This is a genomic window from Devosia sp. (genome assembly GCF_034675085.1).
Taxonomy (GTDB): domain Bacteria; phylum Pseudomonadota; class Alphaproteobacteria; order Rhizobiales; family Devosiaceae; genus Devosia.
On record NZ_JAUCDN010000249.1, the window covers coordinates 1 to 4,920 of the forward strand.

Consider the following 4,920-nt stretch of genomic DNA (forward strand, 5'->3'; position numbering starts at 1 on the left):
GGGCGCGGACACGACGCCTCCCGGTCGTTGCCCGCACGGGGGGAGAAGCATGGGCCGGGCGCGCGTCCCTCAGCGCCGGGGCCCCTCCAAATGCTTCTCCCCGCGGCCCGCCCTGTCCTTGCCCCCGCCATGCAGCATGCCATGGGAAACGGCCCGCAAGGCCGCCAGCACCAGCACCGCCAACAGCGCCGTCCCCAAGGCCACGCCATAATAGCCCAGCGCCGCGGCCACCCCCACCGCCCCGGCCAGCCACATGCCGGCGCCGGTGGTCAGCCCCTGCACATTGTCGCCCGAGCGGAAGATGGCGCCCGCCCCCAGAAAGGCGATGCCGGCCGTCACCGCCTCGACGGCGCGGATCGGATCGGCGCGCGACCCGGCCTCGCCCGGCTCGATGGTGTGGAAAATCTCGAAGGCGAGGATGGTGAACAGGGCGGCGGCCACCGCCACCAGAATATGGGTGCGCAACCCCGCCTCGGCGGTGTTGACCTCGCGCTCGAACCCGATCACCGCCCCCAGAAGAGCGGCGACGAGCAGGCGGATGGCGATGATGTGCTGAGGCAGGTAGGTGTCGACGAATCCGAAGCCATTGCCGGTATCCATGGGCGTCTCCCGCTGGGTCGTGGTGGAACCACAACCCCGGCGGCCCTGTCCGGTTCCGGCGCCAGCCGGTGGCTCAATCGGCGACGCGGATTTGCAGCTTGACGTCGTCCGGCCGGGCCTCGACGGCGCGCTCGAAGGCGGCGATGGAGTCTTCAAACGGGAAGGTTGCCGAGATCAGCGGCTTGAGGTCGACCTTGCCCGAGGCGATCAGGGCAATGGCGCGCTCATATTGGTGGGCATAGCGGAAGACATTCTCGATGCGCACCTCCAGCGTCGAGGCGGCGGCGATATCCACCGCCACCGGCTCGACCGGCAGGCCCACCACCACGATGACGCCGCCGGGGCGCGGCAGCTCCATGATCGTCTGCCACGCCCTGGGCGAGCCCGAGCATTCAAAGACGATATCGGCGCCCCAGCCCTCGGTGATCTCGTGGATTTTTTCGGCCAGGTTCTCCCGGGCGATATTGACCGGGATGATGCCGGCATAGCGGGCGGCGATGTCGAGCTTGGGCTGGGCCAGATCGGCCAGGATCACCCGCGCGCAGCCGCCGGCCAGCGCCGCCAGCGCCACCATGGTGCCGATGGGCCCTGCGCCCAGCACCACCGCCGTGTCGCCGGGCGCGATGCGCGCCTTGCTGGCCGCCTGCATGCCCACCGCAAAGGGCTCGACCATGGCGCCTTCGGCGAAGCTGACAGTGTCGGGCAACCTGAAGGTGTAATTGGCCGGATGCACCACTTCGGGCGTCAGCACGCCATGCACCGGCGGGGTGGCCCAGAACCGCACCGCCGGATCGACATTGTACATGCCCAGCCGGCTGGCGCGGGAATTGGGATCGGGGATGCCCGGCTCCATGCACACCCGGTCGCCCACCTTGAGATGGCTCACCCCCGCGCCCACTTCCACCACCGTGCCGGCGGCCTCGTGGCCCAGCACCATGGGCGCCTCGACCACGAAGGGGCCGATCCGCCCATGGGTATAGTAGTGCACGTCCGAGCCGCACACGCCCACGGTGTGGATGGCGATGCGGACCATGCCCGGCCCGGTTTCGAGCGGCAGCTCGATATCGCGCAGGGCCAGCGCGTGCTGGCGTTCGAGAACAAGGGCGCGCACTTTGCTCATGATCGGCTCCAGGAGGGCAGGACAAGGCCACCAGCCTAGCCAGTTTCGCCCCTCGCGGCGAGAGGCGGGACGGGGGAATTGCGCCGAGCTTGGTAACCAGTCCGCAAGTCTACCTACCTATGCTGACGCGACCCTCCGAACGAAACCGGCTGGTGGATGCGAAGCAAGAATTCGACAATCGAGCGATGGCGCTATTCGGCGACAGTGCTGCTGCCCGTCGTGCTGGCCCTGGTCACCACGGCAGCGGCCGTGCTCGGCTTCGTTTTCTGGTCCACCGCCGATATCGACCAGCGGGCGCTGGAGCGGCAAAGCGCCATGATCGCCGAGGTGATCCAGACGCGCCGCGACCAGCTCGGCCATGACCTGGCCAGCATCGCCAACCGCGACGACACGCTGGTCAATTCCAAGCTCGCCTTCAATTTCAACTGGGTGAACGCCAATATCGGGCTGTGGTCGCATGCCTTTCTCGGCCATGGCCGCTCGGTGCTGCTCAACGCCACCGGCCGCCCGCTTTACGTGATGACCAATGGCGTGCCGGCGGAGCTGGCCAGCTATGGCGCCATGGCCGGCACGGTGGAAATGCTGGTGAGCCGGCTGCGCGCCATGCCCCCGGCCCTGCCCCTGGCGCTGGCCAGAACGACGCCGCGCGCCGCCACCGATTTCGCCCTGATCGAGGGCATGCCGGCCATTGTCGGGGTCATGGCCATCACCTCCGACACCGGCCGGCTGACCCAGCAACCGGGCAGCGAATATATCATCGCCGGGGCACTGTTCCTCGATGGCGAGGCCTCCAGCCGCCTCAGCCGCGAATATATGTTCGAGGACGGCCACTTCACCCTGGCCGACACCCCCGCCTCGGGCCGCGCCAGCTTTCCCATCCTCAACGATGCCGGGCGCTTCATCGCCTTTTTCGAATGGGAGCGCGACCGGCCGGGCCTGACCATGCTGCGCCAGACCGGGCCGGCGCTGATCGCCGCCTTCGCCATCGCCGCCATTCTGGTGGTGCTGCTGCTGGGCCAGTTGCGCCGCTCGGCCGCGGCGCTGGAGGCGGGCCGCCGCCACGCCGAGCACCAGGCTGCCCACGACCGGCTGACCGGCCTGCCCAATCGCATGAGCTTCGACACCCATCTGGCCCGGGCCCTGCTCGACCAGCGCGAAAACGGCACGCAATTATCGCTGCTGATGCTCGACCTCGACCGCTTCAAGCAGGTGAACGATACGCTGGGCCATCAGGCCGGCGACGCGCTGATCTGCGCGGTGGGCCAGCGTATCCGCGCCATTATCGGCCCCCAGGCCATGCTGGCGCGGCTGGGCGGGGACGAATTCGCCATCCTGGTCTCCTCGCAGGGACGGCGGCCCGACACCATGATCATGGCCAACCGCATCATCGAGTCCATCGGGCGCCCCTTCGATCTCAACAATTTCAAGGCCCATGTCGGGGCCAGCATCGGCATCGTGCATGTCGCCGACGCGCCGGTGGAGCCGCGCGAACTGGTGCGCAAGGCCGATATCGCGCTTTACGAGGCCAAGGCCGGCGGACGCAACTGCGCCGTGATCTACGAAGAGCACATGAACGAACTGGTGCAGATGCAGCACACCATCGAGGGTGAACTGCGTGACGCCCTGCAACGGCACGACCAGCTCGACGTCGCCTTCCAGCCGCTGCTGGACCAGAAGACCCGCAGGATCATCGGCGCCGAGGCGCTGGCGCGCTGGCGCCACCCCAAATTCGGCCAGGTCGCGCCCGCCCGCTTCATTCCGGTGGCGGAAAATACCGGCCTGATCGAGGCACTGGGCGAATTCGTGCTGCGCCGCGCCTGCGAGCTGGGCAGCACCGTCCCCGGCCGCACCATCGCCGTCAACATCTCGCCCACCCAGCTTCGCAACCCGCGCTTCGCCACCCAGGTCTTCGACATTCTCGACCAGACCGGCATGGCGCCGGAAGACCTGGAGCTGGAAATCACCGAATCCATCCTGCTCGACGACGAGCACGTCTCGGCGGCCAATCTGCGCACCTTCCGCGACGCCGGCATCCATATCGCGCTCGACGATTTCGGCACCGGCTATTCCTCGCTCTCCTATCTCAAGCGCTATCCGGTGGATCGCATCAAGATCGACCGTTCCTTCGTCAGCCAGCTCGCCGACGGGCATGTCTCGGTGGCCATCACCCAGGCCATCGTCACCCTGGCCCATGCCATGGATATCGAGGTCACCGCCGAGGGCGTGGAAACCGAGGGCCAGGCGGCGATCCTGGGGCGCATGGGCTGCAATACCCTGCAGGGCTTCCTGTTCTCGGGGGGCGTGACGCGCGAAAAAATCCTCGCCCTCTTCGAGGACGCCCTTCATCCCCTGCGCCGCACCGGCAGCTGAAGCGCCGGATCAGCCGCCCAGACCGGGGCGCAGGAACAGAATATAGAGCAGCGCGAACAGCACGATGATGCCGGCGGTGGAGATGACCAGCACCCGCATATTCATCTGCCGCGTATTGCCCTGGCGTACCTGGGTCGGCGATTTGTGCGGATCATAGGTTTTCATGGCACGCTCCATGGGTTGACCCAGGCGCAACGTCAGGACGGCACCGGGAGTTCCGCCGGGCCTTGACGCCGGGCCCGCCGCAGCCGACCCTCGGGCAAGAGCAAAAAGGACGCGCCCATGACCAGCCCCGCCACCCTCACCCGCATGATCATGGCCGGCCAGGGCAAGGAACCCGCCGACCTGGTCATCCGCGACGTCAACCTGCTCGACGTCATCACCGGCGCGGTGAACCGCACCGATATCGCCATTGTCGGCGACCGCATCGTGGGCACCCATGCCTCCTATGAGGGGCGCAGCGTGATCAAGGGCGGAGGGCGCTTCGCCGTGCCCGGCTTCATCGACACGCATCTGCACATCGAATCCTCCTTGGTCACCCCGCATGAATTCGACCGCTGCGTTCTGCCCCATGGCGTCACCACCGCCATTTGCGACCCGCATGAAATCGCCAATGTGCTCGGGGCCGAGGGCATTCGCTATTTTCTCGACAGCGCCGAACACACCATCATGGACGTGCGCATCAACCTGTCCTCCTGCGTGCCGGCCACGCAATTCGAGACGGCTGGCGCGGCGCTGGAAATCGCCGATCTCGAACCCTTCCGCGGCCACCCCAAGGTGATCGGGCTGGCCGAGATGATGAATTTTCCCGGCGTGCTCAACGCCGATCC

At 67.4% G+C, this 4,920-nt stretch carries 5 protein-coding genes; 2 read left to right on the forward strand and 3 right to left on the reverse strand.

Annotated features, from left to right (window positions below; translation table 11 throughout):
• Positions 1-69 precede the first annotated feature (69 nt).
• Together VDP82_RS13870 and VDP82_RS13875 are read right to left on the reverse strand one after the other, a co-directional pair.
• Entirely contained in the window at positions 70-600 is a 531-nt protein-coding gene (locus VDP82_RS13870) for an MgtC/SapB family protein (RefSeq protein WP_323015439.1), read from the reverse strand.
• A 73-nt stretch (positions 601-673) separates the two neighbouring features.
• Positions 674-1,720, reverse strand: coding sequence for an NAD(P)-dependent alcohol dehydrogenase (locus tag VDP82_RS13875; protein WP_323015440.1), 1,047 nt, complete (start codon positions 1,718-1,720; stop codon positions 674-676).
• Between the two features lie 156 nt (positions 1,721-1,876).
• Here VDP82_RS13875 and VDP82_RS13880 point away from each other — a divergent pair, with 156 nt between their 5' ends.
• Positions 1,877-4,090, forward strand: coding sequence for a putative bifunctional diguanylate cyclase/phosphodiesterase (locus VDP82_RS13880; RefSeq protein WP_323015441.1), 2,214 nt, complete (start codon positions 1,877-1,879; stop codon positions 4,088-4,090).
• A 9-nt stretch (positions 4,091-4,099) separates the two neighbouring features.
• Here VDP82_RS13880 and VDP82_RS13885 read toward each other — a convergent pair whose 3' ends face one another.
• On the reverse strand, positions 4,100-4,255 hold the full coding sequence (locus VDP82_RS13885) for a hypothetical protein (RefSeq protein WP_323015442.1): 156 nt from the start codon (positions 4,253-4,255) through the stop codon (positions 4,100-4,102).
• 117 nt (positions 4,256-4,372) lie between these two features.
• Here VDP82_RS13885 and VDP82_RS13890 point away from each other — a divergent pair.
• The coding region (locus tag VDP82_RS13890) for an amidohydrolase family protein (RefSeq protein WP_323015443.1) at positions 4,373-4,920 on the forward strand (548 nt) is incomplete at its 3' end.

Coding starts and splice junctions, on each gene's coding strand:
- VDP82_RS13870 (WP_323015439.1), bottom strand. CDS start 600: ATGGATACCGGCAATGGCTTCGGATTCGTCGACACCTACCTGCCTCAG.
- VDP82_RS13875 (WP_323015440.1), bottom strand. CDS start 1,720: ATGAGCAAAGTGCGCGCCCTTGTTCTCGAACGCCAGCACGCGCTGGCC.
- VDP82_RS13880 (WP_323015441.1), top strand. CDS start 1,877: ATGCGAAGCAAGAATTCGACAATCGAGCGATGGCGCTATTCGGCGACA.
- VDP82_RS13885 (WP_323015442.1), bottom strand. CDS start 4,255: ATGAAAACCTATGATCCGCACAAATCGCCGACCCAGGTACGCCAGGGC.